Origin of the sequence: Pseudomonas sp. PSKL.D1, assembly GCF_028898945.1 — a bacterium.
Classification (GTDB): domain Bacteria; phylum Pseudomonadota; class Gammaproteobacteria; order Pseudomonadales; family Pseudomonadaceae; genus Aquipseudomonas.
Genome location: NZ_CP118607.1, coordinates 1,667,655 through 1,686,496 on the forward strand (window position 1 = coordinate 1,667,655; position 18,842 = coordinate 1,686,496).

At 61.9% G+C, this 18,842-nt stretch carries 16 protein-coding genes, 1 tRNA gene and 1 pseudogene; 8 read left to right on the forward strand and 10 right to left on the reverse strand.

Annotation, left to right across the window (positions count from 1 at the left end; all coding sequences use genetic code 11):
- Positions 1-340 precede the first annotated feature (340 nt).
- Entirely contained in the window at positions 341-1,783 is a 1,443-nt protein-coding gene (gene mgtE, locus PVV54_RS07345) for a magnesium transporter (RefSeq protein WP_274909293.1), read from the forward strand.
- Between the two features lie 165 nt (positions 1,784-1,948).
- On the opposite strand, the gene PVV54_RS07350 is transcribed toward mgtE, so the two are convergent.
- Positions 1,949-2,275, reverse strand: coding sequence for an Arc family DNA-binding protein (locus tag PVV54_RS07350; RefSeq protein WP_003254499.1), 327 nt, complete (start codon positions 2,273-2,275; stop codon positions 1,949-1,951).
- A 345-nt stretch (positions 2,276-2,620) separates the two neighbouring features.
- On the opposite strand from PVV54_RS07350, the pseudogene phnN reads away from it, so the two are divergent.
- A pseudogene (gene phnN / locus PVV54_RS07355) lies at positions 2,621-3,206 on the forward strand (phosphonate metabolism protein/1,5-bisphosphokinase (PRPP-forming) PhnN).
- Between the two features lie 112 nt (positions 3,207-3,318).
- Positions 3,319-3,395: transfer RNA gene (locus PVV54_RS07360), tRNA-Arg, on the forward strand.
- 57 nt (positions 3,396-3,452) lie between these two features.
- On the opposite strand, the gene PVV54_RS07365 is transcribed toward PVV54_RS07360, so the two are convergent.
- On the reverse strand, positions 3,453-4,412 hold the full coding sequence (locus PVV54_RS07365; RefSeq protein WP_274909294.1) for an endonuclease: 960 nt from the start codon (positions 4,410-4,412) through the stop codon (positions 3,453-3,455).
- 132 nt (positions 4,413-4,544) lie between these two features.
- On the opposite strand from PVV54_RS07365, the gene PVV54_RS07370 reads away from it, so the two are divergent.
- Positions 4,545-6,377: a sensor domain-containing diguanylate cyclase gene (locus tag PVV54_RS07370; RefSeq protein WP_274909295.1), complete on the forward strand. Its 1,833-nt coding sequence runs from the start codon at positions 4,545-4,547 to the stop codon at positions 6,375-6,377.
- A gap of 2 nt (positions 6,378-6,379) precedes the next feature.
- Here the strand turns inward: PVV54_RS07370 and PVV54_RS07375 are convergent, their stop codons facing one another.
- Together PVV54_RS07375 and PVV54_RS07380 are read right to left on the reverse strand one after the other, a co-directional pair.
- On the reverse strand, positions 6,380-6,706 hold the full coding sequence (locus PVV54_RS07375) for an AzlD domain-containing protein (protein ID WP_274909296.1): 327 nt from the start codon (positions 6,704-6,706) through the stop codon (positions 6,380-6,382).
- Positions 6,703-7,440, reverse strand: a complete 738-nt coding sequence (locus PVV54_RS07380) for an AzlC family ABC transporter permease (protein WP_274909297.1) — start codon at positions 7,438-7,440, stop codon at positions 6,703-6,705. The genes PVV54_RS07375 and PVV54_RS07380 overlap by 4 nt, the downstream gene beginning before the upstream one ends.
- 120 nt (positions 7,441-7,560) lie before the next feature.
- On the opposite strand from PVV54_RS07380, the gene PVV54_RS07385 reads away from it, so the two are divergent.
- On the forward strand, positions 7,561-8,439 hold the full coding sequence (locus tag PVV54_RS07385; protein WP_274909298.1) for a LysR family transcriptional regulator: 879 nt from the start codon (positions 7,561-7,563) through the stop codon (positions 8,437-8,439).
- Positions 8,440-8,470: 31 nt separating this feature from the next.
- Here PVV54_RS07385 and PVV54_RS07390 read toward each other — a convergent pair whose 3' ends face one another.
- From PVV54_RS07390 to PVV54_RS07410, 5 genes are all read right to left on the reverse strand, one after another.
- The gene (locus PVV54_RS07390; protein ID WP_274909299.1) at positions 8,471-9,037 is read right to left on the reverse strand and encodes a hypothetical protein; all 567 of its coding nucleotides are present in this window, start codon (positions 9,035-9,037) and stop codon (positions 8,471-8,473) included.
- A 166-nt stretch (positions 9,038-9,203) separates the two neighbouring features.
- The gene (gene lpdA / locus PVV54_RS07395) at positions 9,204-10,583 is read right to left on the reverse strand and encodes a dihydrolipoyl dehydrogenase (protein ID WP_274909300.1); all 1,380 of its coding nucleotides are present in this window, start codon (positions 10,581-10,583) and stop codon (positions 9,204-9,206) included.
- Positions 10,584-10,585: 2 nt separating this feature from the next.
- A complete protein-coding gene (locus tag PVV54_RS07400; protein WP_274909301.1) occupies positions 10,586-11,857 on the reverse strand; it encodes a dihydrolipoamide acetyltransferase family protein in 1,272 nt (423 codons plus the stop codon).
- Entirely contained in the window at positions 11,858-12,916 is a 1,059-nt protein-coding gene (locus tag PVV54_RS07405; protein WP_274909302.1) for an alpha-ketoacid dehydrogenase subunit beta, read from the reverse strand.
- Between the two features lies 1 nt (position 12,917).
- The gene (locus tag PVV54_RS07410; RefSeq protein WP_274909303.1) at positions 12,918-14,150 is read right to left on the reverse strand and encodes a 3-methyl-2-oxobutanoate dehydrogenase (2-methylpropanoyl-transferring) subunit alpha; all 1,233 of its coding nucleotides are present in this window, start codon (positions 14,148-14,150) and stop codon (positions 12,918-12,920) included.
- Positions 14,151-14,347: 197 nt separating this feature from the next.
- Here PVV54_RS07410 and bkdR point away from each other — a divergent pair, with 197 nt between their 5' ends.
- From bkdR to PVV54_RS07425, 3 genes are all read left to right on the forward strand, one after another.
- Complete coding sequence (gene bkdR / locus PVV54_RS07415; protein WP_008098689.1) at positions 14,348-14,833, forward strand: Bkd operon transcriptional regulator BkdR; 486 nt, start codon at positions 14,348-14,350, stop codon at positions 14,831-14,833.
- A gap of 264 nt (positions 14,834-15,097) precedes the next feature.
- A complete protein-coding gene (locus PVV54_RS07420) occupies positions 15,098-16,339 on the forward strand; it encodes a glutamine synthetase family protein (protein WP_274910401.1) in 1,242 nt (413 codons plus the stop codon).
- Positions 16,340-16,469: 130 nt separating this feature from the next.
- Positions 16,470-17,795, forward strand: coding sequence for an MFS transporter (locus PVV54_RS07425; protein WP_274909304.1), 1,326 nt, complete (start codon positions 16,470-16,472; stop codon positions 17,793-17,795).
- Between the two features lie 231 nt (positions 17,796-18,026).
- Here PVV54_RS07425 and PVV54_RS07430 read toward each other — a convergent pair whose 3' ends face one another.
- On the reverse strand, positions 18,027-18,770 hold the full coding sequence (locus tag PVV54_RS07430; RefSeq protein ID WP_274909305.1) for a flagellar brake protein: 744 nt from the start codon (positions 18,768-18,770) through the stop codon (positions 18,027-18,029).
- Between the last annotated feature and the right edge of the window lie 72 nt (positions 18,771-18,842).

The window sequence follows — 18,842 nt, forward strand, 5'->3', positions numbered from 1 at the left end:
TTTCTAGCGTTCACTGATTTGTCAGTAACGCCCGTCTAGACTTCACGTAAACCGGCCCGGCAATCTTTTGTGCGGCAGATGTGTTCTTTGCTTTGCGCGTGCCGTCGCACTGATGGCTTCGAGCGTTGTCATAGCTTTGACTCGCAAACGATTGTTCTGGCCAAAAAATTAAGCGATCTGACAGCTTAGGCAGTGTATGATTGCGCCCGTCAGCCCCGCCGGGGCTTGTGGAAAACCACCATGGACTTACCCAGTAGTTACTCCTTAACACGTTTCATACGACTAGATCTGCCCGATTGATCTCCCCGGCGTGCTCCGCTGCTGGGAGTGGAGTTCGCCTATGACCGAAGTAGAAGTAAAAAAAGCGCAAGATAGCCTGCAGGATCGCCTGGCTCAGGTGGTCGACCTGCTGCAGCGTCAACGTGTGGTGGAAGACCTGACCCATCGTCAGGAAGGCCCGCATCACGATTTGGTGGAGAACCTCGTCCACCGGCAGAACCTGGTTGAGCTGCAACGCAAGCTCGACGATCTGCACCCCGCCGACATCGCTTACATTCTGGAAGCCTTGCCTCTGGAAGACCGCCTGACGGTCTGGCAATTGGTGCGTTCGGACCGTGACGGCGACATCCTGCTCGAAGTGTCCGATTCGGTTCGCCAGTCGCTGATCGCCGACATGGACGATCACGAAATCCTGGCGGCCGCCAAGGAAATGGACGCCGACGAACTGGCCGACCTGGCCCCGGAGCTGCCACGCGACGTTGTTCACGAGCTGATGGACAGCCTCGATGCCCAGCAGCGCGAGCGCGTGCGCTCGGCCTTGAGCTACGACGAAGAGCAGGTCGGTGCGTTGATGGACTTCGAGATGGTCACCATCCGCGAAGACGTCAGCCTGGAAGTTGTCTTGCGTTACCTGCGCCGCTTGAAAGAGCTGCCCAACCACACCGACAAACTGTTCGTGGTGGATTACGACGGCATTCTCAAAGGTGTGCTGCCCATCAAACGCCTGCTGGTCAACGACCCGGAGAAGAAGGTGGCGGAGGTCATGGCGACCGACCCGGTTTCCTTCCACCCTGAGGAAGATGCCTATGACGCGGCGCAGGCCTTTGAGCGTTACGACCTGGTTTCCGCACCGGTGGTGGACAAGAGTGAGCGGCTGATTGGCCGTTTGACCATCGACGAAATGGTCGACCTCATTCGTGAAGAAAGTGAAAGCGAAGTCCTCAACATGGCCGGCTTGCGCGAAGAGGAAGATATCTTCGCTTCGGTGTGGCGCTCGCTGCGTAACCGCTGGGCCTGGCTGGCTATCAACCTGATCACTGCTTTCCTGGCATCGCGGGTGATCGGCCTGTTCGAAGGTTCGATCGAGAAGCTGGTGGCCTTGGCAGCGTTGATGCCGATTGTGGCAGGTATTGGCGGCAACTCCGGTAACCAGACCATTACCATGATCGTTCGCGCCATGGCGCTTGACCAGGTGTCGCCCGGCAACACTAGCCGCCTGATGCGCAAGGAGCTGGCCGTGTCGCTGCTCAATGGCCTGATCTGGGGGGGGGTGATTGGTGTTGTGGCGTTCATGCTGTACGGCAGCTGGTCGCTGGGCCTGGTGATGACGGCTGCAATGACCCTGAACTTGCTGTTGGCGGCGCTGATGGGGGTGTTGATCCCGATGACGCTGACTCGCTTGGGACGGGACCCGGCCATGGGATCGAGCGTGATGATCACTGCCGTGACGGACAGTGGCGGCTTCTTCATCTTCCTGGGGTTGGCCACACTCTTCCTGCTATAACGCGCCCTTTGTAGGAGCGGCTTTAGCCGCGAACACCGGCATAGCCGGTGCCATCCACCGCGTCGCCTGCTTCGCGGCTAAAGCCGCTCCTACAAGAGCTGCACAAGCTTCCGGCACAACAAAAAAAGCCAGCTTACGCTGGCTTTTTCATGCTCGCTTCACATCTCAGGAGGCGTCGGCGGCCATTTCCACATCGTGAGCGATGAGGGCCACCAGCGCGTTCTGCTGGCGATGGGAGAGTTGGCGGAAGCGCTGCAGCAACTCGCGCTCGTGCAGGGAAAGTTCAGGGCTGTCCAGGCGCATGCTCAGCTCGTCACCCAACGCACCTTCCTGAATAAGGCTCTGCTCCAGGCGGGCGATGATCTCGGAGTTCATGCTGCGGTGATGGTTGCGCGCTACCTCGGCAATGCGCTCACGCATCCCGTCTGGCAGGCGGACGACAAACTTGTCAGCGGTGCGGCTCGAATAAATAGCCTGTTTCATTGGGCGCATATAAATTGACCGGATTTTGGTTCAGGGGAAGCGGTTCTCAAATTGGCCGCACGGGGTGCAACTACGACCGTGGCGACAACAAAATGTTCAACCGGCATGAAAATTTGGGAGCTCATCTTGCCTCATGGTCGCCGTTTCCTTGGCGTCAATTCTGTGACAAATAGTGAGCCGGCTGAAGGCTTTTTGCCAGTACCAATTATCAGAAATGAGTACTGGTTTGAAAAGTTTTGCACCATCCGGCTTGCCGCACCGTCAGACCTTTGCCGTCAAAAACCTGTAAAACGCAGTAAAGGTCGAAGAAAACACCTAGAATGCGCGGGTTTCCTTTCTTAGAGCATAGTGGCTATGCAACATGACGCAAGCGCCCAAGCCAATACCTCAGGCCGCCTGATATTTTTGGTAGGACCGTCGGGTTCGGGAAAAGATTCCCTGATCGATGCAGCGCGCGCAATTAATTGCCGCCGGGGTGAAAATCGCCCGCCGCGTGATCACCCGGTCGCCGGAAGCCAAGGGGGAGGCGGCCCACGGCGTTAACCCAGAGCGCTTCGAAGCGATGCGTAAGGCCGGGGCGTTTGCCATGCACTGGCGGGCCAACGGGTTGAGCTACGGTATTCCTGCTCAGGTGGACGACTGGTTGGCGCAAGGGCATTCGGTACTGGTCAACGGCTCGCGGGCTTATTTGCCCGAAGCGCGCATGCAGTACCCGGAGCTGTTGGCTGTTTGCCTGATGGTCAAGCCTGAGGTGCTGCGTGCGCGCCTGCTGGCTCGCGGGCGGGAGACTGAGGAGCAGATCGACCAGCGCCTGGCCCGCAATGACGTTCTGCAATCAGAAGCCGGCCCCTCGACCCATTGGCTGGACAATTCGGGTGAATTGTCCGCCGCAACTGATGCATTGATGTCATTGCTGCGGCGGGAGAAGCTGATCGCATGACAAGCGTGGAATAAACCTACATGCAAAAAGCCCGATTGACGCATGACAAACGGCAGCTCGCTGGTTAACATGCTCGCCATCCAGCCGTGCAACGCTCGCTGCCGGTTCTTGTGTCTCAGTAGCTCAATTGGATAGAGCATCCCCCTCCTAAGGGGAAGGTTGCAGGTTCAATTCCTGCCTGGGACGCCATTTCTTGTCGCGCTGCTTTTTGCTGACTCAAGCTGCGCATCGCGGATAAATCCGCTCCTACTTGCAATTCCCCGCTTTGCGATACCCCGCAGCCAACGCTTCAGCTTCAGTGCCAAACGCCACCTGATTCTTCTGCGCCACCTGTGCATACCCCGGGCACCCGCTGGCCAGGTGATAGACATGGCTGTTGCGGTTGCCAATTACCGACCCGCCTTCCACGGCACTGGCCAGCGTTGGCTTGGGTACGGTTTTAACTGGCACATTCGATGCCACGGCACCAGCGCCCTGCGGTGCATACCCCAGCGTCCATTTGCGCTCGCCTGTTACGAACGGGTTGTGGTGCCCCATGATCGCGGCAATACGCTGGTCACGTTGCTTCTCCCACGCCGACACGGGGTACTGCTTGTCCCAGGCCATCAGCACCTGTTGCTGCTGGCGCGACATGTTGAGCTTGTAGCGATCGAACATGTAGAAGGTGGTGCGCGCGACCAGGCCTTTCACTTCATTGCGTGGCTCTGCCGTCTTCTGCTGGAAATCGACCTTTGTGGTGCATTGGCCATACTGCGGCGAAACACCCGACACCATGCCGTAATTGAAATTGCTGCGGTCGCCGTTCACTTCACCCACGGAAGGGTAAAGATTGAACAGGTTGGCCTCCATGGCGCGGAAGGTCGGGTCGGCATCCACGCACTGCTCGCGGCCGCCGTTCTGCCAGCACTGGCGTTGGTGCCCGAAGGTCCAGGCCGGCACGATGTGTTCCCACTCCGTGCGCTCGGCGCGGGTTTGCAGCTTGCGGGTTTCATAACCGCAGGATTTCGGGTCGACGCGCCCGCCGGATTTGCCCACCCACGTCCACTTGCAGCCACAGTAAAGCTCGCCCATGGCGCTGCTGGCCTGGTCTTGGTAGATCTTCTGCTTGGCAACGACTTTGGCTTCGGTAAAGGTCGCGGGAGGTGAGGCAAAAGCGGCAGGGATGGCGGCAATGGAGAGGGCGAAGGCGTAAAGCAATTTCATCATGAAAAATTATCTTTGGCTTACAAAAGCGTCGGATTATACGACTTGGGCCGCCAGATAGAAGAGCGGGAAAGCTTGCGCTTGAGCGCCACGGCGCTATCGTTGGCGGTTAGGATTTCTGCCGAGCGAACCGACATGCAGATCGCCCCGTCACCCCTCAATGAAGCGGCCAGGCTGTGTTTTCTCGAGAGCCTGAATATTCTCGATACGCCTGCCGAAGAAACGTTCGACCGCATCACCCGCCTGGCCAGCGCCTTGCTCGATGTGCCCATGGCACTGGTTTCGCTGGTGGACATGAACCGTCAGTGGTTCAAGTCGCGCCAGGGGGTGGATGTGACCCACACCTCGCGGGATGTCGCATTCTGTGCCCATGCGCTGCATGTGGAGGATGCGCTGGTTATCCCGGATGCCCGTAACGATGCGCGCTTCGAAGATAACCCGTTGGTGGTCGGCGGGCCTTGCATACGCTTTTATGCCGGCATTCCGCTACGTTTTGCCGGCGAGCTGACCGTGGGCACGCTGTGCGTGCTGGACACCCGGCCCAGGCACATTTCGGATGCCGAACTGGCCCATCTGCGGGACCTGGCCAGGATGGTGGAGGATGAAATGCTTCACCGCAGCCTGGCCATCGATTCCGAAGCGGTGCCGGGTGCGCAGCACAGTGCGTTGCTGTCTTCGGAGGCGCGCTTCCAGCGGGTGTTCGACAACAGCCTGATCAGCAAGGCGATTGTCGGCCTGGACGGGCGCATACTCGAGCCCAACCGCGAGTTTTGCCAACTGCTGGGGCAGGGGCGCGAACTGCTGGTATTGACCCATTTGCAGCAACTGGTGGATGCCAACGACGCTCAAAACCTAGCAACCGCCTGGCAGCAGGTTATCGAAGGCGCGATGGAGTCGATGGTCGTAGAGCTCAAGCTCATCACTCAGGCCGGTGCGCGCTGGTGTGAGCTGAGCCTGTCGGCCCTGCGCAATGAGTACGGTGATGCCGAGCAGATGGTGGTGTTTGCCCGCGATATCAGTGAGCGCAAACGCCGGCAACTGCAGTTGCAACGTTACCAGGCTACGTTGGAGCAACAGGTGGCCGAGCGCACTGATGAGCTCGCACGCAGCCAGGAAACGCTGCAGGCCATCGCCGACAACCTGCCCGTGTTGATTGCGCACATCGGCAATGATCTGGAGTATCGGTTCAACAATGCGGTGTACCGGCAGATTTTCGGCATGGAGCCGACCCTGCTGAAAGGGCGCAAGGTGGCCGACGTACTGCCTGACGATGTGTACCAGCAATTGCTTCCATGCTTCCTCAAAGCCTTGGCGGGTGAGCGAGTGGAAGCCGACAACGTGCGTTACAGCTTCGATGACCCAAGGGTGTGGCATGCGTCCTACGTGCCGGATATCCGCAATGGCAAGGTTGAGGGCTTTTTCGTCATGTCGCTGGACGTGACCGAGCGCAAGCGCAAGGAAAAGACCCTGCTCGACCAGGCCCTGCTCGACCCCCTGACCGGCTTGCCCAACCGCGCGGCGCTGCATCAGGAATTGACGCTGACCCTTCACGAGCGGGCGCCGTTCGCGCTGTTCTTCATCGACCTGGACGGCTTCAAGCAGGTCAATGACAAGCACGGCCACGAGGCCGGCGACCTGGTGCTGCAGGCTGCGGCGGGGCGGATGCTTGCGGTGATGCGCGCCGATGACACGGTGGCCAGGCTGGCCGGCGACGAGTTCGTGGTGATCGCCCAGTCAGTGGCCAACCAGGCGTCTGCCAAAGACATCGCGCGCAAGCTGTGCGAAGTGCTGTCAGCACCGGTTGACATCGGCGGCGGGCAAGTCACCGTAGGTGCCAGCATCGGTGTCTACGTCAACCACGCCGGGCATGAGGCCCCCTCTGCGGAGGAAGCCCTTGCCCGTGCCGACAAGGCGATGTACGAGGCCAAGCGCAACGGCCGCAATCAATTCAGCGTGGTGCCGGACTGACGCTACAGGCCGCAGTACTTGAGCAGCCACAACGCACCCATGCCGGCCGCCAAGGTCAGCAGGGTGCTGCGCGTGCGCCACGCCACCAACCCGGCAACAATCGCTGCCGGGATTTGCGGGTTGCTCCAGTCAATGGCCGGTTGCTTGTCTGCAAACACCACGGCCGGCAATACCAGTGCGGCCAGCACGCTGGCCGGTACGTAAACCAGTGCACGCCTGAGCAGTGGCGGAATGCGCAGCGCGCCATAGAACTCGATGAAGGAAAGGCGAATGGCAAAGGTGCCTGCACCAATCAGCAGGAAAGTGATCCACTGGGCCGAGTCGCTCACGGGGCCTCCGCTTCAGCATCGTTGCTGGTGGCAACAGGTGCAGGCTTGCGCAGGGTTTCAATTACCAGGCCGGTGCTGACACCTCCCACCGAGGCGACCAGCAAACCCAGGTTGTAGGGCAAATCGTGAGCCAGCACTGCGAGGGCGCCACCGACAATCGCGGCGCCCAGCGTTGCGGGGTTGCGAATGCTGGGCACCAGCAAGGCCAGGAATGACAGCGGGATGGCAAAACCCAGCGACCAGGATTCCGGAATGCCTGCGCCCAGCAGCACACCCGCGAGCACCGACAGGTTCCAGCCGAGCCACATCACCACCGCTGTGCCGGCAAAGTAGGCAAACGCGAACGGCCCTGGCCCCTGTGCGCCGAACTTCAGGCTGAACAAGGCAAAGCACTGGTCTGCCAGCATGTACGACATGGGCCAGGTGCGGCGCCTCGGTTGATCGCTCAGGTGCGGCGCCAGTGCGGCGCTGTACATCAGAAAGCGCAGGTTGATGACCAGCGCCGTGACCACCATGGTCACCGGCAGGGCGCCGTTCTGCATCAGTTGCATCACAGCCATCTGCGCTGAACCGGAGTAGAACAGCAGGGTCATGCCCATGGCCTCCAGTGGCGACAGGCCCATGCCGATGGCCGTCACGCCGGTAATCAAGCCGAACGGCAGCACACCGGTGGTTAATGGGAGTACAGCACGGGCACCGTCCGCGAACGCGTGCAGCCCGTTTCGATATTGCATGGGAAATCCTTGGAAGTACGGTTGAAGCCTTTGTCTGATGCGTGCACGTTAAATTGCATACAATTACCCCGCAACACAGATTTCTGAAATATTAGGCCTAGGAAAAATAGGGCTCGAATCATGTTTCTTGACGCACCCTCACGGCATACTTTGCAACTCAACGCCCTTCGCGCATTCGAGGCGTCGGCGCGCCTCGGTGGCTTTGCAAGGGCCGCGAATGAGCTCAAGGTGACCCCCGGCGCGATTGCCGCACTGATCAAGACACTGGAAACCCAGTACGGCGCTGCCCTGTTCGAGCGGCACGCCAAAGGCGTGCGGCTTACGCCGTTGGGCGAAAGTGTGAAGGATCGGTTCACCGAGGCGTTTGATGCCGTTGAGGACGCTGCACGTCAGCTGCGCAGGCTGGCCGCGCCTCAGCGCGTGCATATCGTCACTTCCCCCGCCCTGGCGCAGTTGTGGATCGGGCCGCGCTTGCCACAGCTGACCGAGATGCTGTCGCCCATCGAAATCTCGGTAACGGCAGTGGATGAGCCGCCCAACCTCAAACGCAGCCCGTTCGACCTGTGCCTGTACTACACCGAAAAGCTGGAGCGAGGGCAGCACGCATTGGCACAGGAAGAAGTGCTCCCGGTGTGTATTCCGTCGCTGGCACAGCAGATAAGCGTGGCCGAAGACCTTGCCAATGCGCGCTGCATCCAGGATGTGGTGTGGCGAGACTGGGAGGTATGGGCGGGGGAGGCCATGCCAGGTCAGCGCTTCACCGCACGTGGCCCCGGCTTCTCGCTGTATTCGATTGCCGTGCAACAGGCATTGCTGGGCGCGGGCGTGCTGATTGGGCGCAAGAGCCTGGTGCAGCCTTATCTGGACAGCGGTGAACTGGTCGCACCGATCGCAAACCCGGTGCCGTTGGGGGTGACGATCGCTGCCTGGCGGTTACCCGGTGCAAGCGGCAATCAGAAAGTGGCGGCGGTGGAGGCTGCGTTGATGAAACTGGCATGAAGGCGGGTGGCTTGGTGGCCACCCTGAACGCTTACACCTGCCCGGATTCCAGCGCCTCCTCGCGCTCGTCGGTGTTTTGCGAGGCAGCTATGTCTGCACCCTGGCGCACCTGGTCGGCGCGTATTGCCTGCAGTTCCATCTTCGCCTGGGTTTTCATTTCGACGTCTTCCTTCATGCGCTGGGCAATCTGTTCGTCGACCTTGGCTTTTTGCTCCGGCGGCAGGGCGTTGTACTCATCCACGGTCATGCCCAGTTCCTGGAGGATCTTCTCCTGGATCTTTTCCTCCGGTGACTTGGCCATGTAGTCACGGAACTGCTCCACGGCATCGCTGCTCACCTGGGTACTGGCGCTTGCCTGCTCGCGGGCGGCCACGTCAGGGTTCTGCAGCATCACCTTGAGCTTGGCGAACGCTTCCTCGCGGGCTTCGTCAGCGTTTTGCTGCGAGGTGCTGCCCTGGCTGTTCTGCTGCGCGGCGGTGTTGCTGGTGGCCAACGGCGCGCGGAAGGCAACGACGTCGGCCAATGCCTGCTCGTGGTTGACGCGGTTCTGTTGTTGCACGGTGGCCTGCCAGCCCAGGCCGTTGAGGGTAATTGCCATGTTCTCCTCCTTGGACGTTGCAAAGCCCCGGTAAAGGGGCAAGAGCCATGCCAGCCATCAGCGGCGGCGAGAACAGGGCGTCTGGCCTGTTTTCTCGCCCCTTGGCCGGAATGTGCTTGCCACCTGGAGGTAAACCCTTGCCGCCTGCGGCAAGACTGGAAGTCCCTCAAATATGCAGCGCGTGCCCCAATGCCCGCAGTGCGGCCTCTTGCACAGCCTCGCCCAGCGTCGGGTGGGCATGAATGGTGCCTGCCACATCCTCCAGCCGTGCGCCCATTTCCAGCGATTGGGCAAACGCCGTGGACAGCTCCGACACCGCCACCCCCACCGCCTGCCAACCCACGATCAGGTGGTTGTCACGCCGCGCGACCACGCGCACAAAGCCGCTTTTCGACTCCAGGCTCATCGCCCGCCCGTTGGCCGCGAACGGGAACTGCGCAACGATGCAGTCCAAGCCTTGTTGGCTGGCCTGTTCCGGCGTCTTGCCGACCACGACCACTTCCGGGTCGGTGAAGCACACAGCCGCAATTGCAGCCGGCTCAAAGCGCCGCGCCTTGCCCGCGATGATTTCCGCGACCATTTCACCCTGGGCCATGGCCCGGTGCGCCAGCATCGGCTCGCCGGCCACGTCGCCTATCGCCCAGACGTTGCGCATGCTGGTCTGGCAGCGTTCGTCGATGTCGATGGCGGCACCGTTCATCTTCAGGTCCAGGCATTCCAGGTTGAAGCCCTGCGTGCGTGGCCTGCGGCCCACCGCTACCAGTACCTGGTCAGCCTCCAGGCGCAACTGCCCGCCCTGGCCATCGCGGGCCAGCAGGCAACCGTTGTCAAAGCCTTCGACGCTGTGGCCCAGGTGCAACGCGATGCCGAGCTTTTTCAGCGACTCGGCCACTGGCGCGGTCAGTTCGCTGTCGTAGGTCGGCAGGATGCGCTCGCGTGCCTCCACCACACTGACCTGTGCCCCCAGCTTGCGATAGGCAATGCCCAGTTCCAGCCCGATGTAACCGCCGCCCACTACCACCAAATGGCGGGGCAGGGCTTTGGGCGCCAAGGCTTCGGTGGACGAAATCACCGGCCCGCCCAGCGGCAGCATCGGCAATTCGACGCTGCTGGAGCCAGTGGCCAGTAACAGGTGCTCGCACTGGATGCGTTGGCCATCCACCTCGACGTGCTTGCCGTCGAGAATTTTTGCCCAACCATGAATGACTTTGACGCCGTGCTTTTTCATCAGCGCCGCCACCCCGGTTGTCAGGCGGTCGACAATGCCGTCTTTCCAGGCCACGCTCTGGCCGATGTCCAGGCGTGGCGCATCCACACGGATGCCCAGCGCCGACTCGCCGGCAAAGCGCGTGGTCTGGTGAAACTGCTCGGCCACATGGATCAACGCCTTGGACGGAATGCAGCCGATGTTAAGGCAGGTGCCGCCCAGGGCCTGGCCTTCCACCAGCACGGTGGGGATGCCCAGTTGCCCGGCGCGGATGGCGGCCACGTAGCCGCCGGGGCCGCCGCCGATGATCAGCAGCGTGGTATCGATAGTCTGTTGCATGCTCACTCCACGAACAGGCAGGCGGGTTGTTCGAGCAGGCCGCGCACGGCCTGAATGAACAGCGCGGCATCCATGCCATCGACCACGCGGTGGTCGAACGAGCTGGACAGGTTCATCATCTTGCGCACGACAATCTGGCCGTCGATCACCATGGGCCGTTCGACAATGCGGTTGACGCCGACGATCGCCACTTCCGGGGTGTTCACCACCGGCGTGCTGACGATGCCGCCCAATGCGCCAAGGCTGGTCAGGGTGATGGTCGAGCCAGACAGCTCTTCGCGGCTGGCCTTGTTGTTGCGGGCGGCCGTGGCCAGGCGGGTGATCTCGCTGGCGTTGCCCCACAGGTTGCCGGCTTCGGCATGACGCAGTACGGGCACCATCAGGCCGTTGTCGCCCTGGGTGGCGATGCCCACGTGCACGGCGCCATGGCGGGTGATGACCTGGGCTTCGTCATCGTAGGTGGCGTTGATCTGCGGGAAGTCGCGCAAGGCCACGACCAGGGCGCGCACCAGGAATGGCAGCAGGGTCAGCTTGCCACGGCTGTCGCCATATTTGCTGTTGAGTTGCTGGCGCAACGCTTCCAGTGCGGTGACGTCGATTTCTTCTACATAACTGAAATGCGCCACCCGGCGTTTGGCGTCCTGCATACGCTGGGCGATCTTGCGGCGCAGGCCGATCACCTGCACCTGCTCGCTGTCGGTGCGCCTGGCATAACCGCCAGGTGCCTGGCCAGCGCTGTTGTGCGGTTTACTCATGAATACATCGAGGTCTTCGTGCAGGATGCGCCCGGCCGGGCCGCTGCCATGTACGTAACGCAGTTCGATACCCGCATCCAGCGCGCGCTTGCGCACGGCTGGCGAGGCCAGCGGCTTGTCGCCTGGCTGGCGCGGCACGATGGGGGCTGCCTCGGGGTTGGCATGCGCCGCGCATGCCGCCGGTTTGGCTGCTTGCCGAGGCTCAGGCTGGGCTGCCACGGGCGCAGTCGGCGCTTCTACAGGCTTGGCCTGCGGCACATCCACATGGTTGCCGCTGCCCTCGACCTCAATGCGGATCAGCTCGCTGCCGACCGCCATCACTTCACCCGGCTGGCCGCCGAGGGCCAATACCTTGCCGCTGACTGGCGACGGGATTTCCACGGTCGCCTTGTCGGTCATGACGTCGGCCACCACCTGGTCTTCGGCGATCACATCGCCCACCTTGACGAACCACTCCACCAACTCGACCTGCGCGATGCCTTCGCCAATGTCCGGCATCTTGATGACGTGCGTGCCCATTCAGACCTCCATGACCCGTTTCAATGCCGCACCCACCCGCGAAGGCCCTGGGAAGTAAGCCCATTCCTGTGCGTGGGGGTAGGGGGTGTCCCAGCCGGTGACGCGCTCGATGGGGGCTTCGAGGTGGTGGAAGCAGTGCTCCTGCACCAGCGACACCAGTTCCGCACCAAAGCCGCAGGTGCGGGTGGCTTCGTGCACCACCACGCAGCGGCCGGTCTTTTTCACCGACTCGACAATGGTGTCCAGGTCCAGTGGCCACAGGCTGCGCAGGTCGATCACTTCGGCGTCGACGCCGGTTTCTTCCGCCGCCATCTGTGCGACGTAAACGGTGGTGCCGTAAGTCAGCACGGTCACGTCGTTGCCGGGGCGGGTGATGGCAGCCTTGTCCAATGGCACCGTGTAGTAGCCATCGGGTACCGCGCTTTGCGGGTGCTTGGACCACGGCGTCACCGGGCGGTCGTGGTGGCCGTCGAACGGGCCGTTGTACAGGCGCTTGGGCTCCAGGAAGATCACCGGGTCATCGCACTCGATCGAGGCAATCAGCAGGCCTTTGGCGTCATACGGGTTGGATGGCATGACCGTGCGCAGGCCGCACACCTGGGTGAACATGGCCTCCGGGCTCTGACTGTGGGTCTGGCCGCCGTAGATGCCGCCGCCGCAGGGCATGCGCAGGGTCAGCGGGGCAATGAACTCGCCGGCCGAGCGGTAACGCAGGCGGGCCATCTCGGAGACGATCTGGTCGGAGGCGGGGTAGAAGTAGTCGGCGAACTGGATTTCCACCACTGGGCGCAGGCCGTAGGCGCCCATGCCGACGGCTGTGCCGACGATGCCGCTTTCCGAAATGGGCGCGTCGAATACCCGCGATTTGCCGTATTTGGCCTGCAGGCCTTCGGTGCAGCGGAACACGCCGCCGAAGTAGCCCACGTCCTGGCCGTAGATCACCACGTTGTCGTCGCGCTCGAGCATGACGTCCATGGCCGAGCGCAGGGCCTGGATCATGGTCAGGGTGGAGGTAGCCATGGCGGTTTCCGGGTTGATGCTGTTGTTGTGGTCGTTCATGTCAAACCCCCAGTTCCTGGCGCTGGCGACGCAGGTGGTCGGGCATGTCCTTGTACACGTCCTCGAACATCGAGGCGGCGCTCGGGATATGGCCGTTGGCCAGGGTGCCGTACTGTTCGGCTTCCTTCTGCGCGGCAATCACGGCGGCTTCGAATTCGGCGGTGGTGGCCTGGTGCTCTTCTTCGGACCAGTGGCCGATCTTGATCAGGTGCTGCTTCAAGCGGGCAATCGGGTCGCCCAACGGGAAGTGGCTCCAGTCGTCGGCGGGGCGGTACTTGGACGGGTCGTCCGAAGTCGAGTGCGGGCCGGCGCGGTAGGTGACCCATTCGATCAGGCTTGGGCCCAAGCCGCGGCGGGCACGTTCGGCAGCCCAGCGGGAGGCAGCGTAAACGGCCACGAAGTCGTTGCCGTCCACCCGCAACGAAGCGATGCCGCAACCCACGCCACGGCCGGCGAAGGTGGTTTGCTCACCGCCGGCGATGGCCTGGAAGGTGGAGATCGCCCATTGGTTGTTGACCACATTGAGGATTACCGGGGCGCGGTACACGTGGGCGAAGGTGAGGGCGGTGTGGAAGTCGGATTCTGCCGTGGCGCCGTCACCGATCCAGGCCGAGGCGATCTTGGTATCACCCTTGATGGCCGAGGCCATGGCCCAGCCGACTGCCTGCACGAACTGCGTCGCGAGGTTGCCGCTGATGGTGAAGAAGCCGGCTTCACGTACCGAGTACATGATCGGCAGTTGGCGGCCCTTGAGCGGGTCGCGCTCATTGGACAGCAACTGGCAGATCATTTCCACCAGCGAAACGTCGCGGGCCATCAGGATGCTTTGCTGGCGGTAGGTGGGGAAGCACATGTCGGTGCGGTTGAGCGCCAGGGCCTGGGCGCTGCCGATGGCTTCCTCGCCCAAGCTCTGCATATAGAAGGACATCTTCTTCTGGCGCTGGGCAACCACCATGCGGCTGTCGAAGATGCGCGTCTTGAGCATGGCGCGCATGCCTTGGCGCAAAATCTGCGGGTCGATGCCTTCAGCCCAGGGGCCTTGAGCGTTGCCGTGCTCGTCGAGCACGCGTATCAGGCTGTAGGACAGGTCGGCAGTGTCGGTTGCCTCGACATCGATGGCGGGCTTACGAACAGAACCTGCGTCGTTCAGGCGCAGGTAGGAAAAATCGGTCTGGCAGCCTGGCCGGCCGGTAGGCTCGGGCACATGCAAACGCAGGGGGGCGTACTCGTTCATGCTTTTTACGCTCGCTCGGATATTGTTTTTGTGAGCTTTGAAGCGGCCGCCGCTGAGTGCCGGCTTGTGACTGGCAGGTCAGCGTCAGTTACATAGTAGTGACACCCCGGGAGAATTTTTCTCTCAAGTTGATTGCCTTTGCCGGGCGGGGGAGATAAACATTCCGGATAAACACAAAAAACCGGTGATTTTGTCTCATGCGCAAACTGGATCGTACGGATATCGGCATTCTCAACAGCCTGCAGGACAACGCCCGCATCACCAACGCCGAGCTGGCGCGTTCGGTGAACCTGTCGCCCACGCCGTGTTTCAACCGGGTCAAGGCCATGGAGGAACTGGGGGTGATTCGTCAGCAGGTGACGTTGCTGTCGCCGGAGGTGCTGGGGCTGGATGTGAACGTGTTTATCCACGTGAGCCTGGAAAAGCAGGTGGAGCAGGCGCTGCATCGTTTTGAGGAAGAGATCGCCGAGCGGCCAGAGGTGATGGAGTGCTACCTGATGACGGGGGACCCGGATTACCTGCTTAGGGTGTTGCTGCCGAGCATCCAGGCGCTGGAGCGGTTTCTGGATTACCTGACGCGGTTGCCGGGGGTGGCGAACATCCGGTCGAGTTTTGCCTTGAAGCAGGTGCGGTACAAGACGGCGTTGCCGTTGCCTGCCAATGGCATGACGTTGAGGGAGTAGTGTTTGCCTGTGCGGGCCTCTCGCGGATAAATCCGCTCCTACAGGGATATCACGCGCCTGTAGGAGCGGATTTATCCGCGATGAGGCCCAAAGGGGGTGCTTGATATTTTAAACACCCCCAGCCTATGTTGTTGCCAGCCTATAACAACAAGGACAAGCGTCATGACCACCGCAGCCCAGCATTCCCTGGCCGAGCAGCTCAAAGGCATCGACCAGATCGAATGCGTCACCCCCGACCTCAACGGCGTCCCCCGCGGCAAGGTGATGACCGCCGAAGGCTTCCTCGAAGGCCGCCGCCTGCAAATGGCCCGGGGCGTCTTGCTGCAATGCATCATGGGTGGCTACCCACCGGCCAGGTTCTACGGCAGCGACGACGGCGACCTGGCGCTGGTGGCAGAACACACGCAAACCCACCGGTTGCCGTGGAGCGAAGAGGGCCTTGCGCTGGCCATCTGCGATGCCAATGAACTTGATGGCAGGCCATCGGCGCTTTCCACCCGTGGCCAGCTCAAGGCCGTGATTGCCCGCTACGCTGCGTTGGGCCTGGCCCCCGTGGTCGCCACCGAACTCGAATTTTTCGTCTTCTCGCCCAACAGCGACCCGCTCCAGCCGTTCCAGCCGCCGCTGGGCAAGGATGGCCGCCGCGAACTGGGCCATTCGGCCTTCAGTGTCAGCTCCAACAATGGCCTGCGGCCTTTCTTTCAGGAGGTGTACCAGTGCATGGCGGCGCTGGGCCTGCCGCGTGACACCTTCATGCACGAAATGGGCGTCAGCCAGTTCGAGATCAACCTGTTGCATGGCGACCCACTGCTGCTGGCCGATCAGACGTTCCTGTTCAAGCACCTGCTCAAGGAAGTGGCGCTCAAGCATGGTCTGACCGTGGTATGCATGGCCAAGCCGCTGGCGCACACGCCTGGCAGTTCGATGCACATCCACCAGAGCGTGGTGGATGTCGCCAGCGGGCGTAACGTGTTCAGCGACGAACACGGCCATCCGACTGACACGTTCCATCACTTCATCGGTGGCCAGCAGGCATGCATGGCCGACTTCACCGCGCTGTTCGCGCCCAACGTCAATTCCTACCAGCGCCTGTGCCACCCTTACGCCTCGCCAAACAATGCCTGCTGGTCCGAGGACAACCGCGCTGCCGGCCTGCGCATCCCGGCCAGTGCGCCGGTGGCGCGGCGTGTCGAAAACCGCTTGCCCGGCGCCGATGCCAACCCTTATCTGGCCATTGCCGCCAGCCTCGCCGCCGGCCTGCACGGTATCGAACAACGCCTGCAGCCTGCGCCAGCCATTCAGGGCGAGTTCGAGGTGCCCGAGCACCTGAGCCTGCCGTGCACCCTGCATGCCGCGCTTGATCGCCTCAAGCGCAGTGCGCTGGCACGGGAACTGTTCGGCACCGAGTTCATCGAAGGCTACGTTGCCACCAAGACCCTGGAACTGACCGATTTCTTCAATGAGATCACGCCGTGGGAGCGGCGCGTGCTGGCCGCGCAGGCCTGATCGCGACACAAGCGCCACTGGACACGCCCCCAAACCTTAATTTCGCCTTCAGGGGCCTGCACTGCGGCGCGTTTGCTTTTATGCTTGCCAGCAAGCCAACGCCACCTGACCAAGGAGCCCGAGGGGACGTATGCGAAACATCTGGAAGCCGTTTCAGTCGCTGTATTTCGCCGCCTTGATGATGCTCATCGGCTCGGGCTTGCTCAGTACCTACCTGGCGCTGCGCCTGGCGGCCGATCATGTCGACAGCCTGTGGGTAGGTGCGCTGATGGCGGCCAACTACTTTGGCCTGGCCGTGGGCGGCAAGGTGGGCCACCGGCTGATCGGGCGGGTGGGGCACATTCGGGCGTATGCCACGTGTGCGGGGATCGTCGGCGCGGCCGTGCTTGGGCATGGGCTGACCAGTTGGTTGCCCGTGTGGATCGGGCTGCGGATGATCGTCGGCCTGGGCATGATGTGCCAGTACATGGTCATCGAAAGCTGGCTGAACGAGCAGGCCGATGCCAAGCACCGTGGCGCGGTGTTCAGTGGTTACATGATCGCCTCGTACCTGGGGCTGGTGCTTGGCCAGCTGATTCTGGTGGTGCACCCGCAACTGGGGCCGGAACTGCTGATGCTGGTGGCCATGTGCTTTGCCCTGTGCCTGGTGCCGGTGGCCATGACCCGGCGCATTCACCCCGCGCCGTTGCGCCCGGCGCCGATGGAGCCCAAGTTCTTCATCAAGCGCGTGCCGCAGTCGCTTAGCACGGTGCTCGGCTCGGGTCTGATCGTGGGTTCGTTCTACGGCCTGGCACCGTTGTATGCGTCCAGCCAAGGGCTTACGACCGAGCAGATCGGTTTGTTCATGGGCTGCTGTATTTTTGCCGGGTTGCTGGTGCAGTGGCCATTGGGCTGGCTGTCCGACCGCTATGACCGGGCCGTGCTGATTCGCAGCGCGGCGGTTGGGCTGGCGCTGGCTTCTGCGCCGCTGGCGATCATGCCCAGCGTGCCACTGGAATTGCTGTTTGGTATCGGTTTTGTGATTTCCTTGCTGCAGTTCTGCCTCTATCCGTTGGCCGTGGCGTTTTCCAATGACCACGTGGAAAGCGAGCGGCGGGTGTCGCTGACGGCGATGTTGTTGGTCACCTATGGCGTCGGTGCCTGTATCGGGCCGCTGGCGGCAGGGGTGCTGATGAAAGTGCTGGGCGCGCAGATGCTGTATGCCTTCTTCCTGTTCTTTGCACTGGTGCTGGTGTGGCGCATCCGGCCGAAAGCGGTTACCGGGCTGCACCAGGTGCAGGACGCACCGCTGGGCCACGTGGCGATGCCAGCGGCCGGTTCGCCATTGTCGGCGGCACTTGACCCACGGGTGGATGAGCAGACGGTGCAGGAGGTGATGCAGGCGCCGGTGGCGGCTGAGGATACCGAGGACGAGGGGAAGGTGGAGCCGGAGGTAGAGGTCGGCAAGCCGGTTTGAGGCCGACGCATCAGGCCGAAAACAAAAACGCCACCCAATGGGTGTAATCGTTAACTCAAGAACGTCGGGGCTGCTGCGCAGCCCTTTCGCGACACAAGGCCGCTCCCACACGGACCGCGCAAACCCGGCATTTCCAGGATCATGGCGGACTATGTGGGAGCGGCCTTGTGTCGCGAAAGGGCCGCAAAGCGGCCCCGACGATCTTAGTGCGTTTTTAGATCAGCCCGACAATCAATAATCGTCTTTGTCGAACCGCCGCGCTTCACGCTGCAGTTGGTACACAAAACTCTCGATCTTGCGCTGCGCCTGCCCGTTCAGGTTATGGAAGCGCACGCCGGCAAAGGTGGTGTTGATCCGCTCTTCGTAGTGCAGGTGGCGCAGCTCGACCATGGTATCCACCAGGCCCAGCGGGTTGCCTGCCTTGAAGCGCTCATACACCTGGCCCAGCTGCAGGCGGTCTTCGACATTGCCGTCGAAGCGCAGTTTGCAGCCCGTGGCAGAAATGTCGAGCAGTTTGCCACGCAGGGCACCGTTGCCCTTGAGGTGGGTGCCGTCAAGGATGACATCCACCAGCTGCGACAACTTCAGCGCTGCGCGGAAGGCGTTGCGGCGCTGGTGGTAGGTCATTTCTTCCGGCATCGCGCCACGGTACGAACGGTGGCCATCGACTTCAGTGATGCGCAGCTCGTGGTTGCATTCCCAGGCAATACGCACGCCGTCATGGAAGCCTTCGACACGGAAAGGTTCACCGTTTTCGATGAACTTCTCGCCATCACGCGGGATCATTTCGTCCAGCGCCAGCACGTTGCTCTCACGGTCCACATGCACCACGTAGCTCTGGAACCGCTGGCTGCGCTCATGGAAGGTGATGATCAGGGGATCATGGCTGTCCTGCAGCTGGCGCAGGTTGGCCGCGATCTCCAAAGGGGTGTTCAGCACCTTTGGTGGCTGCGGAGCATCGGTTTCATTGAACACGGGTTATCAATCTCCAGGCAAAAACGGCACACGCAAGTAACGGCATTTTGCCAGTATGTTCCGTGCCTTGAT